Source organism: Chitinophaga skermanii, from assembly GCF_003259335.1.
GTDB classification, from domain to species: domain Bacteria; phylum Bacteroidota; class Bacteroidia; order Chitinophagales; family Chitinophagaceae; genus Chitinophaga; species Chitinophaga skermanii.
The window spans coordinates 20,918-46,919 of sequence record NZ_QLLL01000001.1 but is presented as its reverse complement, the minus strand read 5'-3'; the positions used below and the strand labels follow the sequence as shown (position 1 = coordinate 46,919).

Here is a 26,002-nt window from a genome sequence, read left to right as displayed (position 1 = left end):
CCGGGGGCTACAAATTCGTTGATCTTGGTCTAAAACCCTCTCTACAGCATGCGCGGTATTACGCATGCGTAGAGAAGAATAATTTTGTTGTATTGTATTACAGGATTAGTTACAAGCAATTTTGCCTACCCTGTTGGCATGTCTACCACCTTCGAAAGGTGTATCCATAAAAATTTCTGTCATTTTGATAGCCGCTACTTTGTCTACAAACCTTGCTGGTACGCAGAGGATATTGGCATCATTGTGTTGCCTAACGAGGCGAGCTATTTCTTCCCCCCAGCAAAGGCCGGCACGGATGCCTTGGTGTTTGTTAGCGGTGATGGCTACGCCGTTGGCACTACCGCAGATGAGGATTCCGAATGCTGCTTCACCATTTTCCACGGCATTTGCCACGGGGTGAGCATAATCTGGATAATCAACAGAGTCTGCAGAAAATGGTCCGAAATCGTTTACGTTGAGGCCTTTTGCTTCCAAGTAAGAAATGATTTCTTCTTTGTATTCGAAACCTGCGTGGTCGCTACCGATTGCCACCGGTAGCGCCAGGTTGAAAGTATTTTGTTCCATTAGTATTGAATTGCTGTTTGGTGTACAATTGTTAGCTACACGAACGATCTATTACGACCATTCTTCAATTTCTTCTTCGCTTTCTTTGTCTTCACGGCCTTTCATAGCACGTTGAGAAACGATGATCGAAATTTCATATAAAGCATACAAAGGTATGAATACAAGCAATTGGTCAACTACGTCTGGAGGCGTAATTACGGCTGCTAATACTAAGATTACAACGATGGCGTGTCTTCTATAAGTTCTCATGAACTTAGGCGACAGGAACCCGATTTTCGTTAAGAAGAATACGAGGATCGGTAATTCGAATAAAGCACCCATACCAATAACGATCTGCGTCATTAAAGAGAAATAATCATCTACGAAGAAGATGTTATCTACCTTATCAGTAACAGTATAGCTAGCTAAGAAGTTGATGGTAAATGGAGCGATGAGGAAATAGCTAAAAAGTATACCTAAGAAGAACTGAAGAGAAACCCAGAAGATGATACCTCTAGCGCCTCTTAATTCTCTTTCTTTTAATGCCGGCTTCACGAACTTCCAGAATTCCCAGAAAATGAATGGGAAAGCACCTACCACACCAATAATCACCGCCAATTTGAATTGGAGCATGATTTGTCCGGCCATCATATGGTTTTGGAAATTGATCTTAACAGGCGTGATACATAAGTTATCGCCTAAGCCAACCATTTGACCAAATTTGCACAACCAACCGTACGTTGGGAACCAAGCATTGGTAGGACCGAAGATTACATTATCCAAAATTTCTTTCGTGTAGATGAAACCAACGATACTTAAAATCACAATGGCAAAGGCCGATCTTACTAAGTGCCAACGTAACGATTCAAGGTGTTCGAAAAATGACATTTCAGCCTTGTCCGTATTATTAGCAAAAATTCTTTTAAACATACTGTAAATCGATAATCAAGAAACACAAATATAGCTGTTGAACTGCAAAAATTCTGAAAATGATGGCCTGGCGGGCGAAACGAATGTTCAATATTCATTCACATAGCATTACTGTGTGCGTGGAATCCCCAATAGGCAAGCATTCTCAAGGAAAAATTCCAGTATTAAAACTCGCTTAATTTTTAAATATACGATAAGCGCCCAAATAACAAGGCAGAAAATATGTAAACGGAAATAATTAGAAATGGAGAAGAGAAGCGTTGAGGTAGGTACAAAAAAAGAGCCAGCCCAAGAAGAATCAAGAGCCGGCCTTTCATCCATTGTTTGTTAACCCCAAAAAAGTTGAATTCGAGAATGTCTTATACTCTATTCGCTATAACTTAATCCTTTTGTTTGGCAAGCTATTCAGATAAAAGTTATAACTAATTAAGAGCTTTTGAATTTCTATAACAAAAATAGAAAGAATTATTGTATTATCAATGTTATAACAAAGTTTTTTACAACCTTTTAACAAAAATCAAATTATAGTGTTACGTACTACCCGCTAATTCCACGCTTTCCGTGTTAATTTACTACTACTTTAGTACAAAAACGATTTAGCCTCCAAAATAGTATATCCAACTTATTTATTTCGCATTTTAATTCCTAACCCACTGTTTCTCACATCACTTCTATCTTAACATACGAGTTTTCTTGCTATATCGTTTTTGCGGTAGGGGTGTAAAAATAGGACTTTCTCCCATTTTTAGTTGAAAATTTTCATTTTCACCATCTCAATCCTTGTATCCGTCACGCTCAAGATATCAAATTCATAATCATTTATAATAATACGCTCTTTGATTTTCGGGATAGTTTCGTGGTGAGCGATGATATATCCAGACAGTGTCTCACTTTCGTCCTCTGGGAACTCGAAATGATATTTTTCGTTCAAGTAATCTAGTTCCAGCCTACCAGAGAAAATGTACTCTTTTTCAGCGATTTGCTTCTCGACGAACTCCTCTACATCATGCTCATCTTTAATATCACCAAAAATCTCCTCTAACACGTCTTCAATGGTAACTATCCCCGCCGTTCCACCAAATTCATCCACTACCCAAGCAATACTCCTGCGTTCGCGGTTGAATTTATTTAGTAAATCAATGGCACTCATCGTTTCCGGTACCGCTATAATTTCGTGGATAACACTTTTGATATCCGACGGTTGTTTAAAAATGTCGAGCTGGTGTACGTAACCTAGGATATTATCGATGTTATTTTCGTAAATGATGATTTTAGAAAGCTTCGTTTCGATGAGTTTAGCGCGAACGGTAGCAATGTCGGTATTAATGTCTACTGCTTCAATCTCTTTACGGGGAATTAAGCAGCCGCGGATTTTCACGTGCATCAAGCCCAACGCATTTTCAAACAACTCGGTGTTTAGCTCCTGGTTTTCACCCACATGCTGGGAAGATTGGCGGATAAAATGCTCAACATCTACCCGCGCAAAGGAATGCTTGTTTTCCAATAGGCGCACATTGAATAAGTATTTCAATATCCACTCAGAAACAGACACAAACAAGTTACCTATTACGTACAACGGCTTCGCCAATATGGAAATAGGGAAGGCAAAGAAACTAAGCATTGCTTCGGGGCGTGAACGGAATACGCTACGCGGAATAAAAAACCCGAAAAATAACATCACAATCGTTGCAATTACTATCTCCGCGAAGATCAATGCCGGGCGAATACGATCTTGATACGCTTCATCCCAGAAATAACTCCACAGAGGGTCCAATAAACCGGCGACCAACATGCCATAAATAACGATGCTGATCGTAAGCCCAATTAAACTGGTAGCTAATATACGCGAAGGATTATCGTTAAAGCCTGCAAGTATTTTACCTGCGTAGCGGCCTTGCTTTTTCTTTAATTCAACACTCAATTTATTGATGTTGGCAAAAGCGGTTTCCATGCCGGCAAATAACCCGGCGAGCAATAACGTTAGTACTAGGAAAATAACAGTGGTAATGTCCATCTAAACAAAGATAATGAAAGAAAAAATGCAGCCCTCACCGTTCAAAATTCTATCAAAAGGATAACACATATCCTTTTTTACTTGTTCAAGAATTGTTCCACAAGTGTTTTTACTTCGTTATAAGCTGTTTCAAGATCTTCATTTACAACAATTTGATCAAATTCGTGCGCAAACGATAATTCGTAGCGTGCTTTCCCCAATCTTTCGTCTAACGACGCTTGGGTTTCCGTACCTCTTTCGCTTAACCTTTCGCGTAATGCATCGATTGATGGCGGTTGAATGAAGATGGTAAGTGCGTTTTCGTGGTATTTTTCTTTGATAGATAGGGCTCCTTTGACGTCGATATCGACCATGGGGAATTTAGCATCATCCCAAATACGCTGTAATTCACTTTTTAAAGTACCATAATACTTACCGGCATACACCATTTCGTATTCTGCGAACTCGTTTGCTTCGATTTTCTCCTGGAACGTTTCAGGCGTCATGAAGTAATAATCTTTCCCATCGATTTCATTTTCACGCCTATTGCGGGTAGCCGCGGAAATGGAAAAAGCCAAGTTTGGCATTGCGGCTAATAATTTCTTTACGATGGTAGTTTTACCTGCTCCAGAAGGAGCAGTAACGATAATTATTTTATGTAGGGATGATATAGCCATTTTTTACACTAGTATTTCTAATTTGTTGAACCTTTCTTATAACTCAAATCCCAAACCCCTATGCGTTGTTACCGCATAAAGGTTCGGGATCTTGACAGGCCAATGCCTTTTGAATATGTTAGAGACGCTTAATATCCGCACCCAAAGCGCGTAAGCGTTCGTCGATGTATTGGTAACCGCGATCGATTTGATCGATGTTGTGAATGGTGCTTTTACCTTCAGCACTTAATGCAGCAATTAACAAGCTCACACCCGCGCGAATGTCGGGGCTGGTCATTGTAATACCTTTCAATTTGTGCTGGCGGTTCAAACCAATTACAGCTGCCCTGTGTGGGTCGCAGAGGATGATTTGGGCACCCATATCGATTAATTTATCGACAAAGAACAAACGGCTTTCGAACATTTTTTGGTGGATCAATACGCTACCTTTTGCTTGCGTTGCTACAACGAGCACGATGCTGAGCAAATCGGGCGTAAAGCCTGGCCATGGATGATCGGAAATTGTTAGGATAGAGCCGTCGATAAATGTTTGGATTTCGTAAGAATCTTGTGCAGGAATGTAGATATCATCGCCACGGAATTCCATTTTAATTCCCAGTTGTTGGAACTTCTCTGGGATAATGCCGAGATGTTGAATACCGGCATTTTTAATGGTGATTTCGCTTTGCGTCATAGCTGCTAAACCGATGAAAGAACCGATTTCGATCATATCGGGCAACATGGTATGTTCGCAACCGCCGAGTTTTTCAACCCCTTGGATGGTCAACAAATTAGAGCCGATACCTTCGATTTTAGCACCCATGCGCACCATCATTTTACAAAGTTGTTGTAAATATGGTTCACAAGCGGCGTTATAGATCGTTGTAGTGCCTTCAGCCATCACAGCAGCCATAACGATATTAGCAGTACCCGTTACTGATGGTTCATCCAGCAACATATAAGTACCTTTCATACCACCGGCTGGTGCTTCCAAACGGAAGTAGTTGTCATCGGCTTCGTATACGAATTCGGCGCCTAATTTTTGAAACCCGATGATGTGTGTATCCAACCTACGGCGACCGATTTTATCACCGCCGGGCTTAGGGATATACGCTTTACCGAAACGCGCCAATAGAGGACCGGCGAACATCACGGAGCCGCGTAAACGACCAGATTTCTTTTTGAATTCAGGCGTATGCATGTAATCAAAGTCGATTGCATCGGCTTGGAATTCACATACAGCACGGGATACACGGTTTACCTTCACCCCGATATCGCCTAATAATTCGATTAATAAATTGACATCTAAAATGTCTGGAATATTGTTAATGGTTACTTTTTCGGGTGTTAGCAACACAGCACTGATGATCTGTAATGCCTCGTTTTTGGCACCCTGAGGTATAATTTCACCGGAGAGGCTCTTGCCTCCTCTTACTTCGAAAGCGCTACTCACTTGTTCCTATTTTTGAATTTGTGTTTATTGCCTTGTTTATTATTGCCTTTATTGAAATTACCTCCACCTTTATTATTTTGTTGGAAGTTCTTGCGTTTGCCGCCGTTGTTGCTACCACGGTTTTCGCCACCACCACGGTTTTCGCCGCTAGCGCGGTAGTTTTCCCCGCTACTGAAACTAGGCGCGTTGGCCCCCGTTTGGTACTGTAATTCGCCACCGGTGAGGGTCGACAATTCCGACTTAATAGCATCATCATGCACGCTTTCTTTGTGCCAGTTGCTGTAAGCGAGTTTCATGTAGTTACCGATACATTGGGTAAAACCTTCTTTCTTCTCCGGATTCTCTTCGTGCAACGCTTTCTCAATCACCATTTCCAAGTTTTTACCAATATGCCTAAAGTGAGGATACTTTTTCGGATATGGCAAAGGTTCTGGCTTGTTTCTAAGGGTTTCGCGTGTTGGGATGGGATAAGGCGATTCTACATCCAATTTAAAATCGGAAATTAAGAACAGGTGATCCCAAAGTTTATGACGAAAATCTTCTACGTTACGTAAATGTGGGTTCAACGTACCCATCAACTCAATCAAAGCAATGGCATTGCGTTGACGTTGATCTCTGTCCGTGATTGACAATAAATATTCAATCATTTTTTGAATATTTCTGCCATACTCACGCATGATTAAATGATTGCGTGTGGTATTATATTCCATTCTTTGTTTTTATGAAAACAACAATAAATTTTAATGCTAAAGAAGCTATTTGTTACGCACATGGTCAAAGTAAGCAGAGAAGGGATTTCTTTATTTGACCTTGGGTATAATAGCTGGAAAAGGTGCAGCTTAATACTTGAGCTGCAAACTTAACGAAAAATAGCTGAATATTTTCAAATTGTCAACCCAATGAGAAATTTCACAAAACTTTTTGTTTTAAGAGGGGTAGTGGGAGGCATGTAAATGACTTTGCATTTTTTTTCGTCGAAACTCACTGGTAAATTAGAGGTAATATTACAGCCCAAGGATTTGACGCTGTAAATTGACCTTCATCATAAAAGCACACCAGCATATGAACCTTTCTTTAACGGGCAAAACAGCCCTTGTTTGTGGGGGATCGCAAGGATTAGGACTAGCGTCTGCTCAAGAATTAGCCTTACTTGGCGCTTCTTGTATTCTTATATCCCGCAACGCCGATAAACTAGCACAAGCGTTGCAAACGCTTGATACGACTCAACAACAAACACACCGCTACTACGCTGTTGACTTCTCGAAAACGGCAGACGTTAAGGCTATCATCGATACTATTACTGCCAGCACCATTATTCATATCTTAATTAACAATACAGGCGGTCCAGCAGCAGGCCCCATTGCTACGGCCGAACCGGGTGCTTTTTTACAGGCTTTCGAGATGCACGTGGTTAACAATCAAATACTGTCCCAAGCTGTTATTCCGGGCATGAAAGCAGCCGGTTTTGGGCGTATCATTCAAATAATTTCAACTTCGGTTAAAACACCTATCAAGAACTTAGGCGTTTCAAATACTATACGTGCCGCGGTAGCCAGTTGGGCTAAAACATTAGCCACCGAGTTGGCACCTTTTAATATTACGGTGAACAATGTTTTGCCAGGGTCAACCACTACGGAACGCTTATCCAGCCTATTCGAAACACAGGCAAAAGCTAGGAATGTAAGTACAGAAGTGATTGCAGAAGAGTGGAAGAATGAAATACCTATGCAACGATTTGGGGAACCACGTGAATTTGGGGCAGCAGTTGCTTTTTTGGCAAGTCCAGCGGCGAGCTATATTACGGGTATTAATTTACCAGTGGATGGTGGCAAAACACCTTCATTATAACAATACTTCAACTTCATTAAACTGAAACACCTCTCAAAGCTAGGCTAGGAGAGGTGTTTTTTGTTTTTCTTAGAAAGCGTTTTTGCCCCAATCTTCGAGTTCTTGATCGGTCCATACATCTTTAAAGAAAATAATGCGTTTGTTTTTAGGCGGTAAGTATTGTTGCCAGTTCGTTCCACCAGTTGCAGCGATATCTTCCGGCTTTTTGTGCAGGTAACGCACGGCCGATTTGTAGTGCATGAGCGGCCACCGTACGTTGATGTTTAAATCGTACTCCATTAACAATGGTTTAATGCGCTCTTGTGCATCTGCAGGTAATTTCGAGAAAGTAGCAGCCATGTTGCAATCTCTATATTGCTCGGCAAGGCGTAAAAACTCGTGCTTGTACTTGGCTTCGAATTGGCGAAGGGTAAGTGTTTTCTTACCGGTTGCTAATTCTGAGGCTCCTTTCAACCAATATATATGATCCAATGCAGATTGCAAATCGTTTGGAACGACTTCCGGTCTTTGGTTTTCATATACGAGGTTGATGAGGTTGGTTGAGCAGATTTCTATTTTGCGGAACTGGCCACTTTGGAAGCCACTAGCGGGCAAAAGCGCCATTCTGAACTGTAGGAATTGATCTTTATCCATACCATCTACCATGATCTCGAAAGAGTTGATAAGGTTACGGAAGTAGTTATTCACACGTTTAATTTGCGTGGTAAAGATTTCTTCGGTTGGTTCTTTGGCGAGGCAAATTTGCTCGATGGCTTGAAGGGCTAGTTTGAAATAGAGCTCTGTAATTTGGTGATAGATGATGAAAATATTTTCATCAGGGATGGGCGTACGAGGGTGTTGCAGGTTTAGCAACACATCGAGCTGGATATAATCCCAATAAGTGAGGTAATCTGCATATAGGAGACCATCCAGGTAAGATGATAGATCTTGGCCCATAGCGGCATATTTTTCTTCTAGCCGCTTGATTTTTTCAGCGATTTCAGTTGTAACCATGAAACAAGATTAAGTAAATAACCTGTAATAACCAATGATTACAATACCGTTAGCCTGGCACAATTCGAGCCTCCTGAGTAAACTGCCGGCAGGCTAACGGTGGTTGGGCATTTCGAGCGTATTATTCTACTACGTTGATAGTGCGAGTGAAGCTTTCTTCTAGGGAGATGAAAGTTTCGGTACGTTCGATACCTTTAATTTTTTGAAGCTCGTCGTGTAATACACGGCGAAGCTGGGTAATATCTTTACATATGATTTCTGCCCACATACTATAACTACCAGTAGTGTAGTTTAAACGTACAATTTCAGGGATTTTGCGGAGTTCGCGGGCAACACCGTCATACAATGAACTTTTCTCGAGGTAGATACCGATAAACGCAATTACATCGTAGCCGATCATTTTCAAATCAACATGCAATTTCGTACCTTTAACTATACCCAATTCCTGCAATTTCTTCATCCTTACGTGGATGGTGCCCCCGGATACGAACAATTTCTTACCCAAATCGGCATATGAAATCTCAGCATTTGTCATCATCTCACTGATGATCTGCAAATCAAGTTTGTCAATATTCAAATTGTGGCTCATTTTTACAATTTGTTTTTGAATGTTTTAAACCGTTATGCAAATATTTGAAAATTTTCGAAAATTCAAAAATTTTTCTTGAAAAATTTGCAAGGAATACCCATTCTTTTTAGATTTGCATCAGATTCTTTGATAAAAACAATACGATTTCAAAAAACACCGAACGAATCTAAAAATTGTGGGGTGATGAAATTGGCAGACATGCCCTCTTGTCTCGAGGGTGTGGATCACAGGATAAACCTAAGCATAATGGGTTGACCACTAATCTTACTTGTGCTTTGGCTAACTGCCACGTGGAGGTTCGACTCCTCCCCCTACAGCCAACAAATTTTATTGTATAAAAGCCCAAGAACTTTGTTCATTGGGCTTTTTAATTTTCGCTAATGTAGGAAGAAGATTTGTAACTACACGTTTTAGCAAGAAATCCATCCAGTACATACCCCATTCCTTACCATTTTATCAACCAAGTAGATACGCCACCAGTAAGCATTACGAGCTGTAAAAGCTTGTGGCAGAGTTTTTATTTATATTTTAATTCCCCCATATCAAGCACTATATCCTATAAAAATCTCATTTCCGCTCTTCCCGGCTGCATTTTTTAAAGTAATTTTGCGGCCCATGGGACAAAAAAAATTACAACGATTCGCAGATATTGAAACGTTCCCAAACGTTTTGATTTACCCTGAAAACATGAAGGGTAAATGGAAAGAACACTTCAATAATAACCACCCACTTACGCTAGAACTTGCGTGCGGTAAGGGCGATTACACGCTTGGCCTCGCTCGTATGTTCGCCGATCGTAATTTTATGGGGGTCGATTTAAAAGGAAACAGGATCTGGAGAGGTGCTAAAACGGCCCTCGAAAACGATTTAAAAAACGTGGCTTTCCTTCGTACTCAGATCGATCACCTCGAAAATTACTTCGAGCCGGGTGAAGTAGCGGAAATTTGGATCACTTTCCCAGATCCATTCCTTCGCAATTCTAAAGCGAAAAAAAGATTAACACACCCAAAATTCCTCGCTTTATACCAAAAAGTACTCATTCCGGGCGCTACAGTCAATCTTAAAACCGATTCTGCCGAATTATATGCTTTCACACAGGAAGTAATTGGCGCTGCCAACTGTACACTCATCCAAGATATCCCGGATGTTTATGCACAAAGCGAAATCGATCCATTGTTAAAAATTCAAACTTTTTACGAAGGAATGCATTTAGCCGATGGCAGAACCATTCGTTTTCTTAAATTTATGTTGCCATCCGATCCCATCGATTGGAGAAGCATTAAATTAAGCACCGATGAGAAAGAAGCTGGAGGAGGGGATTGATTTCTATTATAACGAAGACGGCTTCGTTGTGCTAACGGAAAAGTTTCACCTAGGAAGAGGCTACTGTTGCGGAAATGGCTGCAAACACTGCCCTTTCGATTACGAAAATGTACCCGATCAAGCAAAACGTGAAAGGTTACGCGCACAAAAACGCGATGCCAACGAACAAAAGCCGAACAACGAACAAACACAAGCTTCTTAGAAGCTATATAATATTAGTAATGCGCAAGTCCCATGATGCAAAGTAACCGGGTTGCGCATTACCCCCCGAAAGGCAAGCCGGCCCCATTGCGGCCCGGCCCATGTGAAACCGCTGTTTCAAGATCAACAGCAGGAACGGTCACTTCGAACCCCAACGCGCACGCAAGTATTGCCCAGCAGCGAAGGCATCAAGGTGAAAGACGATAACATCGAGAACGTTAAAAGTATTTACTGGAGCCCGAAATAGTTTCAATGAAAGACAAAGGAATTGCAGGTGAACATCAATTAAAGGTAGTTAAGTATACATCGACAAGCGGTAACCAGTACACTCAGCAGTACGATAGTATTTATCCTCAATCTCCGTATATGTCGGTATTAAAGCTGAAACTCGACCAGGATCAACTGGTAGAAGATTTTTTCGATGCTACTTATTTAGTGGGATTAGTTTCCAGCGCGCGCGATTTCCAACTAGTGTGGCAAATTAACCGCGAATTGGGATATAATTTCAGGGTCAATAATTCGTTAGAGGTGAACTTGGCGAAAAATAACCGCCAATTCTTCTTCACCGTGTACGAATTCCAGGAGCATACGAAGTCGGTATCGCATTACTTTTATAATAATCATTGCCAGGCAGAGTTTTTGCTACCTGATTTGAAGAATATCGATTACCTCTGGTTGGTAAAAGGCAACTATTACCAAAAATCAGATATTATTAAACTGGTGGACCAACTTCGAAAATTAGGGTTGATTCAACTAGTGACCATCGTGGAAACGAAAGAGTTAAAGCATAAAATGAATTTAATATTTTAACCATAAAGGATCTAAAAGGCGTTTGAGCATAAGACACAGTCAACCAACATTATTTACACAGTAGCAGCCTTCGATATCCATTTTTTTCATCCCAAAAACTTTCTACCCATGTGGCAAGAAGTCAATAATCAGCTCCATCGCTCATTCAAGTTTAAAGACTTCAATGAAGCCTTTGGGTTCATGTGCCGAGTAGCACTAGTAGCAGAAAAAATGGACCATCATCCCAATTGGACAAACATTTATAATACAGTTGAAATAAACCTTTCCACGCACGATGCGGGTGATGTGATTACGAGTAAAGACCGGGCGTTGGCTAAGGAGATCGACAATTTGTTGTAATTATCCTTAACACCGATTTGTGAATCGTACTTTAGTATTCTTTCTATTTATTCTTACTTGCATTCCCTATGCCAGGCCCTTGTATGCACAAGACACTTTGCATATCAACCTTGCTGCGCCCCTTGCCGAAACAGATATTCGTTCACATATCGGGGTATTAGTAGATGCAAGTTATAATATCGAACCTCAATTCATCCTTAACCACCCTTTCAAGCAACAAGCTAACATATTCCATACCCACAAGAAACAAATCCATCAACGTAAATATTACTGGTTCAAAATTATTATTCACAATACTAGCCACAGTAATGGCCCTTTGCTGTTCTTCACCGGTTGGCACGATAAAATGAACTGGTACCAACAATTACCTAACCAGCAAATACAATTACTAGGAAAAGCTGGTATGATGGTCGATAAAGGCGGCGTGGATAGATGGGACAGGTTTGCTTTCCCCATTTATTTAAAGGCAGGTGAAACAAAAACCTATTACCTGCAAATTCAAAATACTTTCTACCGCGAAAACCCCATGATGCCGGTACTTTACGACAGGCTACATTACGAACAATACCGCAATGTGGTAAGTGCAGAATACGCCTGCGATGCTGTTGTTTTCAATTTTATGCTGGGAATGTTGTTCGTTTTGCTTTGCATTACCGTGATTAATTACACACAACTACCAGACAATTCGAGCTTGTACTATGCCGTATTCTTACTCGGTTTAGTGGTGTTATTCGCATTCCGGATTGAATTTAAGCCTTACCAACTTTCGTTCTTCCATCGTTGGCCGATGTTGAAGTACTATGGAGATGTACCGGCTTTACTCTTCTGTTTTTACTTGATGTACTTACTTTTTGGGATGAAATTTCTCGGTCTCCGCGAACGATGGCCAGCTATGGAAAAGACTTTCAAGTATTTCTCTTACCTCATTGGGGCACTTGTAGTAGTTTCTATCTGTGCTATTTATTTCGAACAATTTGAAGTGGTAGCAAAGATTTTTACCTATACATATTTTGGTGTGCTATTCCCGCTTACCATTGTGTTAATAGCGTTGGCCAAACGTGTGAAGCATCATCCATTAGTTCGCTTCTTCCTGTATGGTTCTATTTGGCCTTACTTGGTATCTTTAATTTGCTTTTTTAAGAGCTTTAGTGAAGTAGGCGTGGTTGCTTTGCCTGAATTAGCACCGCAACCATTATTCCTCACTGTTGGGGTATTATTGCAAATGTTGTTCTTTGCGGCAGGATTGAGTTACCGCCATAAAGTAATTCACCTCGAGAAAACGAAGACCCAAGAAATGCTGATTCGCCAATTGAATAAGAATAAGGCCCTGCAACGCAAGCTGAATGAACAATTAGAAGAACTGGTTAAAGAACAAACAACCGAAATCCTTCGTCGTAAACAAGAACTCGAGGAACAACGCAAGCTACAATTGGACATAGAATATGGTAAAAAAGTGTCGGAAATTGAGCTAAAGGCAATCAGGGCGCAAATCAACCCGCATTTCATATTCAACTGCTTAAATAGTATCCAGTTGTTTGTTATGCAACGCGACTATGAATATGCACAAAAGTACCTGTCCGACTTTTCATACTTGATTCGTAAAACACTCGATTTTTCTCGTCGTAACTTCATCACTTTATCAGATGAAATTACCTATCTCAATACGTATTTGGGTTTAGAGAAGATGCGTTTTGAAAACAAAATGGATTTCAGCATCATTATCGACCAACAAATTAATGCGGCTGAGTTGGAAGTACCCGCAATGTTATTACAACCTTATGTGGAAAACGCTGTAAAACATGGCATGACCAACGAGTATCATCAACCCGGCCAGCTCAATATCCATTTCAACATGGTAGCTCCCGATATGTTGGAGTGTATTATAGAAGATAATGGTATTGGCATTCAACGTACAAAGGCATTACGCACGATGCATACAGGCCACCAGTCGAGTGGTATGGAGATTAGTTTGAACAGGGCGGAATTGCTGAATAAAATGTACAATACAGACATACAGATCGAAATCATTGATAAAAGTGCTCAATCTCATCCAATGAGCGGCACAGTTGTTAGGATTTTGATTCCACAATTATAATTTTACATTCGAACGGTTTAGTTAGATCCCATGATAAAAGCGATTATCATCGACGATGAGAGAAATAGTAGGGACATTATCTCTTTGATGTTAGAAAAATATTGTCCCGGTGTTACAGCAGTGGCCGTTGCGGCTAACTGCAAGGAGGGTATTGCACAAATAAAAGCGCATCAGCCACAACTTGTATTCCTCGATTTAGAAATGCCTGACGGTACGGGATTCGACGTTCTTGCCGGTGCGTATGATGGTTCTTTCGAAGCAGTATTTGTTACGGCATTTGAAAAAAGGTTTTTGCATGCTATTCGTTTTAGTGAAGTGGAGCTGATTTTGAAACCCATTGATAAAGAAAGTCTTTTGCAAGCTGTAGATACCATTGTGCAAAGAATAGACCGGGGTGTATCCAAAACCCGTTACGATATACTACTAAAAAACTTCGACCCAAATGATCATTTTGCTAAGTTACTCGTTATACCACAAGACTCCGGCACTGAAACAAGCATCCGAATTAACGAAATAGACTATTTTGAAAGTCAATCGGATCGTACAGTGTTTCATTTAAGCAATGGTACCCAGGTACCTGCAGCTCGGAGTTTCCGTTATTATGCCGAGTTATTTGCACCTTTACGCTTTTACCAGGTAAATAACGTGCAAATGGTACAATTGGCACATATTGAAAAGCTCGACCAAGTGAGCAACCAAGTACAATTAAGAGGAGGCAGCAAATTGGAAGTAACAGAACGTCGAAAAAAAGAGTTGATAGCCATTTGGAAGTAGTACTTTTAAACACCGTTTATAAATCTCATATTTGCGGATAAATCAATTGATCACGTTTGATCTTTTTAGATCAACACAAACGCTACACAAACTTTATACACTGTATGGCTGAGCAAGACCAGAAAAGGCAACTCATCTTAGAGGCAGCACTCAAACGTTTTAAACGTTACGGCATGGCCAAAACTACGATGGAAGAAATCGCGAAAGACCTCGAGATTTCTAAAGGCTCATTATATTATTATTTCCCCGACAAAGATCATATTTACGTAGCTGCTATTAAAGGTATTGTGAATAAGAGTTTTGAAGATGTGATACGCATTGCGGCTGTATCAGAATCGATGGAAGAAATTATGGAAGCCTATATTTCTTCCAAAGAAAAAGTACTCTTCGATTATCATTTCTTATTTGGCATCCACGAATGGATACATGAAAAGCCTTCTGCTATTATGCGCCAGGTGAGTGATATGGTAGAAAAAGCTGAAGTATGCTTCTTAAGTACCTGGATTAAACGTGGCGTAGAACTGGGCACTATTTCTAAAACCCAAGATCCTGAAAGATGCGCCCAATTACTGGCGAACGTAATGTTTGGCTTTTGGGTGGTTTGGTGCAAACGCCAAACGCCGGGATTCGACCTACAAGACCGCGAATTATTACACACCTATATGGAGATGGAACGCGATGTAATGACTATCTTTTTCAGAGGATTGGCATAACATTCGCTTTATATGATGTGAACCAATCCTTCAACTCAATGAAAAAGCTACTCCTTGCTATATTAGCCATATCGTTTACAACATTTACATTAAGTAGTTGTGTACACACATACGAAACGCGGGGCAATAGTGGGAAGGTACCTCCCGGCCAAATGAAGAAAAGAACCGGCTCTAAATCAGCCAAACCATATGCCCCCGGGCAACAGAAAAAACACTATTAAAACATATCGAAAGAGGACGATTCAAACCGTCCTCTTTTTTATTTTATCATCTCATATCTTGAAAGCAAAAAAGCCTTCCCCGCATGGGAAAGGCTTTTTGTTTGATATATCAATTAATTCGATTATCGATTCATTGTAGTCAAGAACTCTTCGTTAGAACGCGTGCCACGCATGTGTTGTAACATAAAGTTCATTGATTCTTCTGTATTCATATCTGCTAAGTGATTGCGTAAGATATGTAAGCGAGCTAACACTTCTTTATCCAACAACAAATCATCTCTACGGGTAGAAGAAGCCGTAACATCGATAGCAGGGAAGATACGACGGTTCGCTAAGCGGCGATCCAATTGAAGTTCCATGTTACCTGTACCTTTAAATTCTTCGAAGATCACCTCGTCCATTTTAGAACCAGTATCGATCAATGCTGTAGCGAGGATGGTTAATGAACCACCGTTTTCGATTTTACGCGCAGCACCGAAGAATTGCTTAGGTTTTTGCATAGCGTTTGCTTCCACACCACCACTTAATACTTTACCAGATGCAGGCGCAACAGTATTGTGCGCGCGTGCTAAACGGGTGATAGAATCGAGGAGGATCACTACATCGTGTCCACACTCTACTAAGCGTTTAGCTTTTTGTAAAGCAATAGCAGAAACTTTTACGTGTTTTTCAGCTGGTTCGTCGAAAGTAGAAGCAATGACTTCTGCTTTTACAGAACGTTCCATATCTGTTACCTCTTCTGGACGTTCATCGATCAATACAACCATCAAGTAAACTTCTGGGTGATTGGTAGCAATAGCGTTAGCTACTTCTTTCAACAACATTGTTTTACCTACTTTCGGTTGTGCCACGATCAAACCACGTTGGCCTTTACCAATCGGCGTAAACATATCCATGATACGCGTAGAGTAGTTATTAGAGGTAGTGGTAAGTGTGAATTTCTCGAATGGGAAAAGAGGAGTTAAGTAGTCGAAAGGAACGCGATCGCGTACTTCTTCCGGTTTTTTGCCGTTGATGGTTTCAACCTTCAACAATGCGAAATATTTTTCACCTTCTTTTGGTGGGCGTACAGCGCCTTTCACTGTATCACCGGTTTTTAAACCGAAGAGTTTAATTTGAGAAGGAGATACATAAATATCGTCGGGGGAACTTAAGTAATTGTAGTCGGAAGAACGTAAGAAACCATAGCCATCAGGCATCATTTCTAATACGCCTTCACTTACGATAACACCATCGAATTCGATATTGAATAGTGGTTCTTTTTTACCGAATTTTTGGCGTTGCGGTTGCGGTGCTGCAGCCGGTTCGTCGATCGTTACAAAATCATCATCGTCATCCTCTTCTTCCTCTTCTTCTAAAGTAACGATTGGTTCATCTTCTTCTTCGATCACTTCTTCTTCTTCGCCTGTTAATGCTGGAAGAATAATATCGTCGTCGTCATCGAATGTAAGAGATGGAATATCTAAATCAAGATCGAGTATACGTTTTTTAGGCGCTTCCGGTGTTGGTTTTCCTGTTTCTTCGTCTTTAGTAGTGGGCTTACTTGATGCGGCAGGTTTGCGTCCTCTTTTTGCGGTGGGCTTATCTTCAGATTCTTCTACAGTAGTGGTTTCTTCTTTTTTAAGGGCGGGTTTACGTTTCCTTGTTTTTTTCTCTTCTCCGTCTGGGTGGTCTTCGGATGCCATTACAGCTTGTTTATCAAGAATCTTATAGATTAGAGCCTGCTTATCGAGTTTTTTCGCGTTTGGAATGTCGAGTTTTTCTGCAATATCGTGCAGTTCAGGAACGAGCATGTCGTTCAGTTGTAAGATGTCGTACATCATCTGAGTTGTCAAATTTTAGAAGTATTGTGAGGCGGGTACCACTGCATACCAACATCCACCAATTATGAATAATTGTTTTTCTTCAGTAATAAAAGTTTGGTCATTAAATTAAGTAGGGATCACTTGAGTTAAGGACTGCTGATGAAGATGGCAAAAGAAACATTACTTGATCAGGCAGATTGAAGCACAAGATTAAAACAAGTTTTGAATTTATCCAAATAAATGTTCACCCTGGGGGCGTGCTGGTGTCTAATTTAACATTTTTTTGGAATGTTTTGTTCGCGGCCTGTTAACTTATCTTGTCGCCGTAAATCCCAACAGCGCGGGGTTTTCCAAGGAATGGCCATTTCCCTACCCTATCTATACCCCAAAAAGAGGGCCAAAACTTACAGTACAAACACCCAAGCTGCCCATTTCCCCCTTATATTTGTTAAAATACCATGCAAGTAGCATTATCACAATATTCTTTAGTTTGCTATTTTTGCAGTCCTTATTAAAAATAAAATATCATTTATGAGCCAAAGAGTGAAGATTAAGCAAGTTTTGCACGACGATGCTGTGCAATACACAGCAACAGTAAAAGGTTGGGTGCGCACTTTTCGTAGCAACCGATTTATAGCTTTAAACGATGGCTCTACTAATAATAATTTGCAAGTTGTTGTAGATTTCGAAAATACCGACCCGGCTATCTTAAAACGTATTACTACTGGTGCTGCTATTAGTGCTACTGGTACGATTGTAGCTTCACAAGGTTCTGGTCAGAAAGTAGAGCTACAGGCCACTTCCATCGAAATCCTAGGTGATAGCGATCCGGAAAAGTACCCCTTACAACCCAAAAAGCATAGCCTCGAATTTTTACGAGAAATCGCCCACTTACGTTTCCGTACAAATACATTCGGCGCTGTATTCCGTGTACGTCACACATTAGCTTATGCCGTTCACAAGTTCTTTAACGACAAAGGTTTCGTGTACTTACATACACCTATCATTACTGCTTCAGATGCAGAAGGTGCAGGTGAGATGTTCCGTGTAACCACCTTCGATCCACAAAAACCGCCGGTTACAGAAGAAGGGAAGGTAGATTGGAAAGAAGATTTCTTCGGTAGAGCCACTAACTTAACCGTTTCTGGCCAGCTTGAAGGAGAAACCGGCGCAATGGCTTTCGGTGAAATCTATACTTTCGGCCCTACTTTCCGCGCTGAAAATTCCAACACGGCTCGCCACTTGGCCGAGTTCTGGATGATTGAACCGGAAATGGCATTCTATAACCTAGAAGATAACATGAATCTTGCGGAAGAATTCATTAAGTATGTAATCCGTTACGCACTGGAACATAACCGCGAAGATTTGGAATTCCTCGGTGCTCGCTTAGCTGAAGAAGAAAAATCAAAACCACAAGCAGAACGCAGCGAAATGGGATTGATCGAGAAATTAGAGTTCGTATTGAACAACGATTTCATGCGTATTACATACACTGAAGCTATCGATATCTTAAAGAACAGCAAGCCTAACAAAAACAAGAAGTTCCAATACATGGTAGAGGAGTGGGGTACCGATCTTCAATCTGAGCACGAACGTTACCTTGTAGAAAAACATTTCAAAAAACCGGTGATCTTAACCGATTATCCAGCTGCTATTAAATCGTTCTATATGAAACAGAACGAAGACGGTAAAACCGTACGTGCAATGGACATCTTATTCCCTGGTATCGGCGAAATTGTAGGTGGTTCTCAAAGGGAAGAAAACCTCGATAAACTCGTTCACAAAATGGAGGAATTAGGCTTACCTGTAGAAGAAATGTACTGGTACTTAGATACCCGCCGTTTCGGTTCTGCAGAACATAGCGGCTTCGGTTTAGGTTTCGAAAGATTGGTATTGTTCGTAACGGGCATGACCAACATCCGCGACGTAATTCCTTTCCCACGTACGCCTAAGAACGCAGAATTCTAGTAGTAACTTATTACTACCAAACAATACATAAAATTTACCCTGCACAGGATTTAACCTTGCAGGGTATTTTTTTTGGCGTATATTCATAGTACAACCTACATCATTTAAACCCTAACAGTATGAAACACATTCTATGTACCATTTTACTGTGTGGTTTTGTCCTTTTCAACGCACAAGCGCAGCAATCTAAAGCTCCAGAAACGGTAACCACAGCCTTCGAAACAAAATATCCCGGTATTAAAGCAAGCAAGTGGGAAAAACTAGCCAATACAACCTGGCAAGCTGTTTTCAGAAATGATAATAAACGTATCCTAGCCCGTTTTAAAGAAAACGGTAAATGGTTGGAAGAAGAATATGCTGTTAATATGCGAGAACTACCTCAAGATGTACTCGTAGCGATCGACCGTCAACATACAGGGCATACTTTTAAAAGCGCCATCAAAGTAAACTCTGCATTGCATGATGTATATTATAGAGTATCGTTTGTAAATGGCAGGAAGGATATTGAAGATCTATACACGCCAGAAGGAACACGATTTACGCTGTCGTTTATTTATCAATAGTTGATATATCATACAATATGTATTGATAGCATCCCATTAGGCAAAATTGCCTAATGGGATTTTTTTCTTCCATCACGCTTAAAATTATTTAACAATTACGTATGGAATTAATTGGAAGCCTGCATCTTAATGGTACTTGAGCAACCAATGGATGACGAAATAGTATACGCAAAATGCGTGTGTAATTTCTATAGCGATGGGTTTCGTACCCATCGCTTCCTCCAATTCCTCCTTAACCTAAATTATATGCAATGGCCGACATGAACATGCAACAAAGCAGCAACAGAAAAGGAACAAGTAGTAAGAAGTTATCAACCCGCGTTGATATGACTTCCATGGTAGATCTCGGTTTCTTACTAATTACCTTTTTCATGCTAACCACCACTTTATCAAAACCCAATACGCTCGATCTTATTATGCCAGCAGACGGCCCATCAATGCCAGTATCGGCTAGTAAGTCGCTAACAATACTATTGGGTGGCGATAATAAACTGATGTATTACGAAGGCGATAACCCGCAAACAGCTAAGCTTAGCAGCTATGCAAACACGCTCGGAATCGGCGATGTAATACGGGCTAAAAAAGAAGCGGTAGCCGCTGTACATGGCAGCGACACACAATTAATGGTCATGATTAAAGCAAGCAAAGACGCGAATTATAAGAATTATGTTGACATCATGGACGAGCTCCTCATTAACAAAGTAGCGCGTTATGCAACTGTAGATATAACGAACGAAGAAACAACATTGCTTCATTAATACGCATGCCCCATTTAACCTAACAAACAGTTCAATTTCCCCAATTTTCAAACACAATGCAGCAGCGGCCCCAAGGCTTGCTGCTGTTCTTTTTACATAAACGCTTGGCGCTGTAAAAACACGTATCTTTGAGCTCTCCAAAATAATTATTATGGTTAATGTTAATACAATCCCATCCGTGGATTTAGCAGATTTCATTTCTGGCGATGCAAGCCGTAAAGCAGCCTTTGTGCAGCAACTGGGTAAAGCATATGAAGATGTTGGTTTTGTGGCGGTGAAAAACCATGGTATACCCGACGAGCTTATTGCCGACCTTTACAAGTACGTGCAACAATTCTTTGCGCTTCCTTTCGAAACTAAACACGACTATGAAAAACCGGAATTAGCCGGTCAACGTGGTTACACTTCTTTCGGTAAAGAACATGCGAAAGGTTACGATGCACCCGATTTGAAAGAGTTCTTCCAATTTGGTCAAACCGTTACCGATAACGATCCTATTAAAGCAGAATATCCCGATAATATCGCCGTTGCGGAAGTACCGGCATTTACTCCTACGTTCTTCGATGCTTACAGAAGCTTCGAGCGCTCTGGTAAATACTTGTTGCAAGCAATTGCTTTGTACTTGGGCTTAGATGAACATTATTTCGATAGCAAAATTCATAATGGTAACTCCATTTTGCGTGCTATCCATTATCCTCCTATCACCCAAGAACCTAAGTCGGCGATCCGTGCAGAACAACATGAAGACATCAATCTAATCACCCTCTTAGTTGGTGCTTCTGCCGATGGCTTACAAATCTTAGATAAGCAAGATAACTGGGTACCGGTTACTTCCTTACCCGAACAAATTGTTGTGAACGTGGGCGATATGTTACAACGTTTAACTAATAACCGTTTGAAAAGCACCACGCACCGCGTAGTAAATCCTCCACGTGAAAAATGGAGCACTAGCCGTTATAGCATCCCGTTCTTCTTACACCCTAAGTCGAACATGGACTTAACCTGCTTGCCAAGCTGCGTAACTGCTGAAAATCCTTTACAATACGAACCTATTACCGCCGGGGAATACCTCGATGAACGCTTGCGCGAAATTGGTTTGAAGAAATAATTGCTCCTGGCAATCTATTCAAAAGCTGCTCATTCCTTGGCGCAGCTTTTTTTTATTCCTTTACTTAAAAAAGGAGGTGCCTCCAAAAAACAGGAAACACCTCCGGGTCGTGGTTCTATAAACATTTTCTCCCTATAAATCTGTCTTTGTTTTCCCTGACGCAAATAAGTTAATTACTTCTGTTGCCGCTAAACTATCGCCGCCGAAAAGCTTTGCAAAATACCCGTGCATGCTGGGCGACAATTTGAATTTCTCGTGGGGAAAGTTCATGAAATACGTGTGTTTCCAATTGGCTAAAGGCCGGAAGTTAACGTACGTAGCATTATTGGCAAGATGGCTAAATAAGTTTTCGCCTAACAATCTTCGCCGCATAAGAAGGTGTGCGCCTTTCAACTGTATATCGCGCGGGTTGTAGTGTACAATCACGTGCTTTGCAAAATCAATTTTCTCCACCCATTTCGCATGTTTCTTTTGTGGTACACAAGCTGCATTAATTACCAGGTTATCGATGAAAGGTTGCTGGTTCAACAATTCAATTCCTTTCGTTTGCATCATATTTTTGAGGATGATATTGCCCATGCTGTGGTAAAACAACGTGATATTGGCATGGCCTAACCAACTTGCTTGCTGGGCACGACCTTCTTGCAGCATGTGCAACAACTGCAAATATTGCTTCGCACTCATACGCGCATTTTCTTGTGCGAAAGCAAAGTTTCTTTTCGGTTTATAAGTGGAATTAATACTCGAATAATCAAACATGATCACGTTTACACTATACTGGGAAGTGAGCAGGTAAGCACGATCAACATTACTGGTGAATATTTTGCCCATACCTTCAGCATAAACAACAATATCCTTCTGGTGAGGCATTAATAACATGGCATCGTTTAAAGAAGGGGTACGGTATACGAGCCAGTTAGTATCTTGTTTTTGGAGGAAGAAATAGTTGAGGTGAAGGGTATCGACGAATTCGTCGAGGAAACGGGCGGAATCGGGCTGAAAATGGCGATTACTTACAAACACCATGCAAGTATCTGAAATAATTTTTGGCTTGGCGTTTTCGGGTTGTAATTGAAACTTCGACCAATACGCGCGGCTATTATAGTCGGGGGGCTGCTGCGCATGAGCGAGATGGGTAAGCCAAAAACAGCACAAGCATAAAACAACGAATTGCCTCATATGAATGATTTAATCTATACTATCCAAAACGCCTATACGAACTATTTTGTTCTCGTTCCCATCAATTAAATAAGCAACAATATTTATGCCCAAGCCCGTAACTCCTTGTTTATGAAGCAAAACGCAAGATAGACAAAGGTCTACATCTAAACCAGTATAACCGTATTGCATATACGTAATTGCAAGTTGGGGAAATTTTCATGTCTATTTCCACGATTTATAATTTCCATTATGCCAACAATTTAAAGTTTTCACTATTTTCGACAGGTTTATTACTATTTCGCCCGTGTTTATACGTCACCTTTCATTCCTAAAGGCTGTTTTGTTGCATAGCGTTACCGCGTTCGGTGGACCGCAAGGGCACCTTGCGATGATGCTAAAAACATTTGTGCAACAGCGCAAAGACGTTACGGAGAAAGAGTTGATGGAATACAATGCCTTCTGCCAGTTACTCCCGGGCGCCTCTTCTTCCCAAACACTTACTTTAATTGGTTACAAACGTGGAGGCATACCATTGGCGGTACTTACCTTGCTAATTTGGATATCGCCGGCTTGTTTACTGATGGGCTCGCTGAGTTTCCTGTTACAGTACTTCGACAAACAAGCGTTGCATGTCGATATATTCAAGTTCGTACAACCTATGGCCGTGGGCTTCCTCTGTTTTGGCGGCATCAAAGCCTATAAAATATCTGTACAAAATACAGCCACTTTCCTTATTGCGTTAGTATCACTCGTAGTAGCGTACTATTTTAAATCGCCTTGGACCTTTCCTGCATTGATTATCGTGGGGGGAATTATCTCGAACTTTTCCAACAAACGGATTCCCGACTTAGAAGAGAAGCCCAAGAAAATTCAATGGACGAACCTATGGCTATTCGCATTGATTTTCATCCTGGCGGGTATTATGTCGGAGGTAGCACGTACAAACGATTGGATCACCCGTCGTCCTTTTAACTTATTCGAGAACTTCTACCGTTTCGGCAGCTTGGTATTCGGTGGGGGAGACGTGTTAATAGCCATGATGCTAGAACAATACGTTTTCCGCGCCAAAACTCAGTTTATGGACTCGGAAGAGCTATTAACCGGGGTAGGTATCATGCGGGCTATTCCAGGACCTACATTTAGCGTAACGGCATATGTAGGAGGGATGGTGATGAGGAATCTTGGAACGGGTTACCAGTTATTGGGTTGTATGATTGCACCGATCGCGATTTTCTTGCCCAGTATGCTACTTGTACTCTTCTTTTTCCCTATCTGGCAGAACTTGAAAAAGCATGTGATTATTTACCGGGCATTAGAAGGTATCAACGCCGTGGTGGTAGGTATTATGTGGGCAGCGACTTTGATTTTAATGTCGACCATTCAATACAACTGGTATAATGTTGCTATAATGATCAGCACTTTGCTGATTTTGTTATACAGCAAAGTGCCGTCACCTTTTATAGTACTAACTTTTATACTGCTCGGCTGGTTGTTCTAACCGGCCTTTTACTAACACTTATTTTGTAGAAAACCTGTATTCACAAGATTGACTATACGTTTTACCTGGCAATAATAGCGTTGATGGGAAATTCGGTTGATTGGGTGAGTTGGGGAAGTGTTGGGTTTCCAAGCAAAATGCTTCCCGGAATTTGTACGGTTTGTTGAATTTGCCTGTATCGGCACCACCTAAGAAATTACCTGAATAAAATTGAATACCTGGCTCTGTTGTCCACACTTCCATATAACGACCACTTTTCGGTTCCAGTATACTCGCTGCCAGCGCTAGGTTTCCTTTATTGTTATTCAGCACCCAGTTATGATCGTACCCTTTTCCTTTCCTGATTTGGTCGTTCGTTGTATCTAAGTGCTCCCCAATTGCTCTAGGCGTGGTAAAATCTAAGGGCGTATTTGCTACAGGTGCAATTTCGCCGGTTGGGATAAGATCTTCCTTAATAGGTGTATAAGCGTTGGCATTAATCATTAGAATATGATCTGTAATAGGGCCATTGCCGGCACCTTTTAGGTTGAAAAAGGAGTGATGGGAAAGATTGACATGCGTGGCTTTATCCGTTGTAGCAGTATAGTGAATGCGGAATGTATTGTTTTCTGTGAGGGTGTATACCATGTTTACGTCGAGGTTGCCGGGGAAACCTTCTTCGCCATCGTAAGAGCGGTAGTGGAATACAAGGTTTTGCGAATCGGGTTGCGATACTTCCCATACTACAGCATTAAACCCACTTTTACCACCATGCAAGTTATTGAGGCCATTGTTAGCGTAAAGGGGAAAGATGGTATCGTTGATCTTGAATTTACTATCACCAATACGATTTGCATACCTACCAACAACGCCACCATAGTACTTTTCGTGGGGTTCGAAATATTTATCTATGTTACTGAAGCCGAGTACAATATCTTCAAATTTGCCGTTACGATCCGGCACAGATAATGCAACTACCTTTGCGCCATAGTTTGTAACGGCCATGCGTGTTCCATGGGAGTTTTGAAGGTAAAACAAGGATACTTTATTGGTACCAATAGTGGTATCAAAATCTCGTTCAACGAGAAACAATTTAGCCGAATCGGATGCCCTTGCACTGTCGGCTTGAGTTTGTTTGTTTTTACCCGTTTCGCAGCTCATGAATACGACGGACATGAGTACTAAGCAGTAGGCAGCTGATTTTAGCATAATGTTGGAGGATGTTTTTCGCTATTGTTGAATTTCTTTACGGTTTGTGCGATGTTGAATCGTGTTGAAAAGTGTCTTTAGTCTCTTTTAGAATCGCTCTCAAATAAAACTACAAAAAAATTGATGCTAGGCTAGAAAATTTTAACCTCGTTGGGTAGGGTAGGAATGTAATTGAAGATCAAGGGGTTGATTATATGCGGGAAAGATGCAAATAGATCTCCAATATACCTGGCATATTGGGATAATATTGGAAGAACATTAGAAGAACATTGAAAGAACATTAAAGTATATTGTATTTACCACTGCGAGGAATAGCCCAATATTCAATTTAGCCCACTAATTCATACAAATAACACCCCAAAGTTACCATTTGCGACTAACAAGGGCAACAACCGCCAACTTCGTTTAAAGGCAGGTCAAAGTCTTTCAAAGGCAAGTTGAAGTCTTTTAAAGGGTCGTCAAAGGCATTTCA

Annotated in this window: 25 protein-coding genes and 1 tRNA gene; 15 read left to right on the top strand and 11 right to left on the bottom strand. The window is 40.9% G+C overall.

Going from position 1 to position 26,002, the window contains the following annotated elements:
- Positions 1 to 105 precede the first annotated feature (105 nt).
- The 6 genes from rpiB to LX64_RS00195 form a co-directional block, all read right to left on the bottom strand.
- Positions 106 to 564: a ribose 5-phosphate isomerase B gene (gene rpiB, locus LX64_RS00220; protein ID WP_111595596.1), complete on the bottom strand. Its 459-nt coding sequence runs from the start codon at positions 562 to 564 to the stop codon at positions 106 to 108.
- A gap of 51 nt (positions 565 to 615) precedes the next feature.
- Complete coding sequence (tatC, locus tag LX64_RS00215) at positions 616 to 1,473, bottom strand: twin-arginine translocase subunit TatC (protein WP_111595595.1); 858 nt, start codon at positions 1,471 to 1,473, stop codon at positions 616 to 618.
- Between the two features lie 745 nt (positions 1,474 to 2,218).
- The gene (locus LX64_RS00210) at positions 2,219 to 3,487 is read right to left on the bottom strand and encodes a hemolysin family protein (RefSeq protein ID WP_111595594.1); all 1,269 of its coding nucleotides are present in this window, start codon (positions 3,485 to 3,487) and stop codon (positions 2,219 to 2,221) included.
- A gap of 77 nt (positions 3,488 to 3,564) precedes the next feature.
- Positions 3,565 to 4,143, bottom strand: a complete 579-nt coding sequence (gene gmk / locus LX64_RS00205; RefSeq protein WP_111595593.1) for a guanylate kinase — start codon at positions 4,141 to 4,143, stop codon at positions 3,565 to 3,567.
- A 118-nt stretch (positions 4,144 to 4,261) separates the two neighbouring features.
- On the bottom strand, positions 4,262 to 5,575 hold the full coding sequence (gene murA / locus LX64_RS00200) for a UDP-N-acetylglucosamine 1-carboxyvinyltransferase (protein ID WP_111595592.1): 1,314 nt from the start codon (positions 5,573 to 5,575) through the stop codon (positions 4,262 to 4,264).
- The gene (locus LX64_RS00195) at positions 5,572 to 6,285 is read right to left on the bottom strand and encodes a DUF4290 domain-containing protein (RefSeq protein ID WP_111595591.1); all 714 of its coding nucleotides are present in this window, start codon (positions 6,283 to 6,285) and stop codon (positions 5,572 to 5,574) included. The genes murA and LX64_RS00195 overlap by 4 nt, the downstream gene beginning before the upstream one ends.
- Positions 6,286 to 6,637: 352 nt before the next feature.
- Here LX64_RS00195 and LX64_RS00190 point away from each other — a divergent pair, with 352 nt between their 5' ends.
- Positions 6,638 to 7,423 carry an SDR family oxidoreductase gene (locus tag LX64_RS00190; RefSeq protein WP_111596306.1) on the top strand — a complete coding sequence of 262 codons (786 nt, stop codon included), beginning with the start codon at positions 6,638 to 6,640 and terminating at the stop codon, positions 7,421 to 7,423.
- Between the two features lie 69 nt (positions 7,424 to 7,492).
- Here the strand turns inward: LX64_RS00190 and LX64_RS00185 are convergent, their stop codons facing one another.
- Positions 7,493 to 8,416, bottom strand: coding sequence for a tryptophan 2,3-dioxygenase family protein (locus LX64_RS00185; RefSeq protein WP_111595590.1), 924 nt, complete (start codon positions 8,414 to 8,416; stop codon positions 7,493 to 7,495).
- Positions 8,417 to 8,537: 121 nt separating this feature from the next.
- Positions 8,538 to 9,005, bottom strand: a complete 468-nt coding sequence (locus tag LX64_RS00180) for an Lrp/AsnC ligand binding domain-containing protein (RefSeq protein WP_111595589.1) — start codon at positions 9,003 to 9,005, stop codon at positions 8,538 to 8,540.
- A 174-nt stretch (positions 9,006 to 9,179) separates the two neighbouring features.
- Here LX64_RS00180 and LX64_RS25710 point away from each other — a divergent pair.
- The 9 genes from LX64_RS25710 to LX64_RS00145 all read left to right on the top strand — a co-directional run bounded on the left by LX64_RS25710 (position 9,180) and on the right by LX64_RS00145 (position 15,260).
- Positions 9,180 to 9,325 (top strand) — tRNA-Asp (locus LX64_RS25710).
- 295 nt (positions 9,326 to 9,620) lie between these two features.
- Entirely contained in the window at positions 9,621 to 10,328 is a 708-nt protein-coding gene (gene trmB, locus LX64_RS00175; protein WP_111595588.1) for a tRNA (guanosine(46)-N7)-methyltransferase TrmB, read from the top strand.
- Positions 10,300 to 10,530 carry a DUF5522 domain-containing protein gene (locus tag LX64_RS00170; RefSeq protein ID WP_111595587.1) on the top strand — a complete coding sequence of 77 codons (231 nt, stop codon included), beginning with the start codon at positions 10,300 to 10,302 and terminating at the stop codon, positions 10,528 to 10,530. Before trmB ends, LX64_RS00170 begins: the two co-directional genes overlap by 29 nt.
- Positions 10,531 to 10,632: 102 nt before the next feature.
- Positions 10,633 to 10,776, top strand: coding sequence for a hypothetical protein (locus tag LX64_RS25900; RefSeq protein WP_158538479.1), 144 nt, complete (start codon positions 10,633 to 10,635; stop codon positions 10,774 to 10,776).
- Between the two features lie 5 nt (positions 10,777 to 10,781).
- Entirely contained in the window at positions 10,782 to 11,339 is a 558-nt protein-coding gene (locus tag LX64_RS00165; protein ID WP_245952505.1) for an IPExxxVDY family protein, read from the top strand.
- A gap of 108 nt (positions 11,340 to 11,447) precedes the next feature.
- Positions 11,448 to 11,678, top strand: coding sequence for a 4a-hydroxytetrahydrobiopterin dehydratase (locus LX64_RS00160; RefSeq protein WP_111595586.1), 231 nt, complete (start codon positions 11,448 to 11,450; stop codon positions 11,676 to 11,678).
- 19 nt (positions 11,679 to 11,697) lie between these two features.
- The gene (locus LX64_RS00155) at positions 11,698 to 13,773 is read left to right on the top strand and encodes a histidine kinase (RefSeq protein ID WP_111595585.1); all 2,076 of its coding nucleotides are present in this window, start codon (positions 11,698 to 11,700) and stop codon (positions 13,771 to 13,773) included.
- A 30-nt stretch (positions 13,774 to 13,803) separates the two neighbouring features.
- The gene (locus tag LX64_RS00150) at positions 13,804 to 14,547 is read left to right on the top strand and encodes a LytR/AlgR family response regulator transcription factor (RefSeq protein WP_111595584.1); all 744 of its coding nucleotides are present in this window, start codon (positions 13,804 to 13,806) and stop codon (positions 14,545 to 14,547) included.
- A 104-nt stretch (positions 14,548 to 14,651) separates the two neighbouring features.
- Positions 14,652 to 15,260: a TetR/AcrR family transcriptional regulator gene (locus LX64_RS00145; protein ID WP_111595583.1), complete on the top strand. Its 609-nt coding sequence runs from the start codon at positions 14,652 to 14,654 to the stop codon at positions 15,258 to 15,260.
- A 343-nt stretch (positions 15,261 to 15,603) separates the two neighbouring features.
- On the opposite strand, the gene rho is transcribed toward LX64_RS00145, so the two are convergent.
- Positions 15,604 to 17,301, bottom strand: a complete 1,698-nt coding sequence (gene rho, locus LX64_RS00135) for a transcription termination factor Rho (RefSeq protein ID WP_111595581.1) — start codon at positions 17,299 to 17,301, stop codon at positions 15,604 to 15,606.
- 516 nt (positions 17,302 to 17,817) lie between these two features.
- On the opposite strand from rho, the gene asnS reads away from it, so the two are divergent.
- From asnS to LX64_RS00115, 4 genes are all read left to right on the top strand, one after another.
- A complete protein-coding gene (asnS, locus tag LX64_RS00130) occupies positions 17,818 to 19,254 on the top strand; it encodes an asparagine--tRNA ligase (protein ID WP_111595580.1) in 1,437 nt (478 codons plus the stop codon).
- 119 nt (positions 19,255 to 19,373) lie between these two features.
- Positions 19,374 to 19,817 carry a PepSY-like domain-containing protein gene (locus LX64_RS00125; protein WP_111595579.1) on the top strand — a complete coding sequence of 148 codons (444 nt, stop codon included), beginning with the start codon at positions 19,374 to 19,376 and terminating at the stop codon, positions 19,815 to 19,817.
- 251 nt (positions 19,818 to 20,068) lie between these two features.
- Positions 20,069 to 20,575, top strand: coding sequence for an ExbD/TolR family protein (locus LX64_RS00120; protein ID WP_111595578.1), 507 nt, complete (start codon positions 20,069 to 20,071; stop codon positions 20,573 to 20,575).
- Between the two features lie 151 nt (positions 20,576 to 20,726).
- Positions 20,727 to 21,683 (top strand): isopenicillin N synthase family dioxygenase, encoded by a 957-nt coding sequence (locus LX64_RS00115; RefSeq protein WP_111595577.1) that lies wholly within the window; start codon positions 20,727 to 20,729, stop codon positions 21,681 to 21,683.
- A 132-nt stretch (positions 21,684 to 21,815) separates the two neighbouring features.
- Here the strand turns inward: LX64_RS00115 and LX64_RS00110 are convergent, their stop codons facing one another.
- Positions 21,816 to 22,862 (bottom strand): alpha/beta hydrolase, encoded by a 1,047-nt coding sequence (locus LX64_RS00110; protein WP_111595576.1) that lies wholly within the window; start codon positions 22,860 to 22,862, stop codon positions 21,816 to 21,818.
- 370 nt (positions 22,863 to 23,232) lie between these two features.
- On the opposite strand from LX64_RS00110, the gene LX64_RS00105 reads away from it, so the two are divergent.
- Positions 23,233 to 24,342, top strand: a complete 1,110-nt coding sequence (locus LX64_RS00105; protein WP_245952504.1) for a chromate transporter — start codon at positions 23,233 to 23,235, stop codon at positions 24,340 to 24,342.
- 18 nt (positions 24,343 to 24,360) lie between these two features.
- Here the strand turns inward: LX64_RS00105 and LX64_RS00100 are convergent, their stop codons facing one another.
- Positions 24,361 to 25,530: an aldose epimerase family protein gene (locus tag LX64_RS00100; RefSeq protein WP_111595574.1), complete on the bottom strand. Its 1,170-nt coding sequence runs from the start codon at positions 25,528 to 25,530 to the stop codon at positions 24,361 to 24,363.
- Positions 25,531 to 26,002: the final 472 nt, after the last annotated feature.

Coding starts and splice junctions, on each gene's coding strand:
- LX64_RS00180 (WP_111595589.1), bottom strand. CDS start 9,005: ATGAGCCACAATTTGAATATTGACAAACTTGATTTGCAGATCATCAGT.
- LX64_RS00165 (WP_245952505.1), top strand. CDS start 10,782: ATGAAAGACAAAGGAATTGCAGGTGAACATCAATTAAAGGTAGTTAAG.
- asnS (WP_111595580.1), top strand. CDS start 17,818: ATGAGCCAAAGAGTGAAGATTAAGCAAGTTTTGCACGACGATGCTGTG.
- LX64_RS00145 (WP_111595583.1), top strand. CDS start 14,652: ATGGCTGAGCAAGACCAGAAAAGGCAACTCATCTTAGAGGCAGCACTC.
- gmk (WP_111595593.1), bottom strand. CDS start 4,143: ATGGCTATATCATCCCTACATAAAATAATTATCGTTACTGCTCCTTCT.
- LX64_RS00105 (WP_245952504.1), top strand. CDS start 23,233: ATGATGCTAAAAACATTTGTGCAACAGCGCAAAGACGTTACGGAGAAA.
- LX64_RS00160 (WP_111595586.1), top strand. CDS start 11,448: ATGTGGCAAGAAGTCAATAATCAGCTCCATCGCTCATTCAAGTTTAAA.
- LX64_RS00115 (WP_111595577.1), top strand. CDS start 20,727: ATGGTTAATGTTAATACAATCCCATCCGTGGATTTAGCAGATTTCATT.
- LX64_RS00100 (WP_111595574.1), bottom strand. CDS start 25,530: ATGCTAAAATCAGCTGCCTACTGCTTAGTACTCATGTCCGTCGTATTC.
- LX64_RS00185 (WP_111595590.1), bottom strand. CDS start 8,416: ATGGTTACAACTGAAATCGCTGAAAAAATCAAGCGGCTAGAAGAAAAA.
- rpiB (WP_111595596.1), bottom strand. CDS start 564: ATGGAACAAAATACTTTCAACCTGGCGCTACCGGTGGCAATCGGTAGC.
- LX64_RS00125 (WP_111595579.1), top strand. CDS start 19,374: ATGAAACACATTCTATGTACCATTTTACTGTGTGGTTTTGTCCTTTTC.
- LX64_RS00190 (WP_111596306.1), top strand. CDS start 6,638: ATGAACCTTTCTTTAACGGGCAAAACAGCCCTTGTTTGTGGGGGATCG.
- LX64_RS00150 (WP_111595584.1), top strand. CDS start 13,804: ATGATAAAAGCGATTATCATCGACGATGAGAGAAATAGTAGGGACATT.
- tatC (WP_111595595.1), bottom strand. CDS start 1,473: ATGTTTAAAAGAATTTTTGCTAATAATACGGACAAGGCTGAAATGTCA.
- LX64_RS00170 (WP_111595587.1), top strand. CDS start 10,300: ATGAGAAAGAAGCTGGAGGAGGGGATTGATTTCTATTATAACGAAGAC.
- LX64_RS00110 (WP_111595576.1), bottom strand. CDS start 22,862: ATGAGGCAATTCGTTGTTTTATGCTTGTGCTGTTTTTGGCTTACCCAT.
- LX64_RS00195 (WP_111595591.1), bottom strand. CDS start 6,285: ATGGAATATAATACCACACGCAATCATTTAATCATGCGTGAGTATGGC.
- LX64_RS00120 (WP_111595578.1), top strand. CDS start 20,069: ATGGCCGACATGAACATGCAACAAAGCAGCAACAGAAAAGGAACAAGT.
- LX64_RS00210 (WP_111595594.1), bottom strand. CDS start 3,487: ATGGACATTACCACTGTTATTTTCCTAGTACTAACGTTATTGCTCGCC.
- trmB (WP_111595588.1), top strand. CDS start 9,621: ATGGGACAAAAAAAATTACAACGATTCGCAGATATTGAAACGTTCCCA.
- rho (WP_111595581.1), bottom strand. CDS start 17,301: ATGTACGACATCTTACAACTGAACGACATGCTCGTTCCTGAACTGCAC.